At 77.9% G+C, this 538-nt stretch carries 1 protein-coding gene; it reads left to right on the plus strand.

Annotation, left to right across the window (positions count from 1 at the left end; genetic code table 11):
- Positions 1-538, plus strand: a 538-nt coding sequence (locus GH736_RS24185) for a hypothetical protein (protein ID WP_235934675.1), incomplete at both ends; no start/stop codon positions are given.

The following is a 538-nucleotide window of genomic DNA, read 5'->3' on the forward strand; positions in this document are numbered from 1 at the left end:
CGCCGCTGCGAGCGCGGGTGCCGCTGCGCCGACGGTGCGGCCACTCCCCGGCCTCGACGCGGCGACTGCGGTGCACCTCGACGTCTCCATCGGGTCCGACGACGTCGACGCCGGCGCGTGGCGCGACCCCGGCCTCGAGGATCGGCTCGCGCTCGCGGCGCTCGACCGCGGGGCCTCCGCCGCCTGGCTCGAGCGTGGAACCGCGCGACTGACCGAGAGCCGCATCCACTCGGCGGTCTCGTCGGCGACGATCCCGACCGGGATCGACGTGTGGTTCGCGGAGCCGCAGCCGCTCGCCATCGCTGATACTCCCCTCCGCGGCGGACGGGTCGCCGCGGACGGCCTCGTCGACGGCACCGCACCGGCCCGAACGCGCATCCGCCTCCGCATCGAGCGCGACAGCGCGCCGGCGGTGCCCCACCTCGTGCGCCCCGAGTACGCGGCGGGGTGGCTCGCGCTGACCCTCGACCCCGCCCCGCTGCTCGGCCTCGGCACAGGGCAGCCGCCCGCGGCATCCGGGAGCCCCGACCTGTCGGCC

It is taken from the genome of Agromyces humi (genome assembly GCF_009720255.1).
GTDB lineage: Bacteria > Actinomycetota > Actinomycetes > Actinomycetales > Microbacteriaceae > Agromyces > Agromyces humi.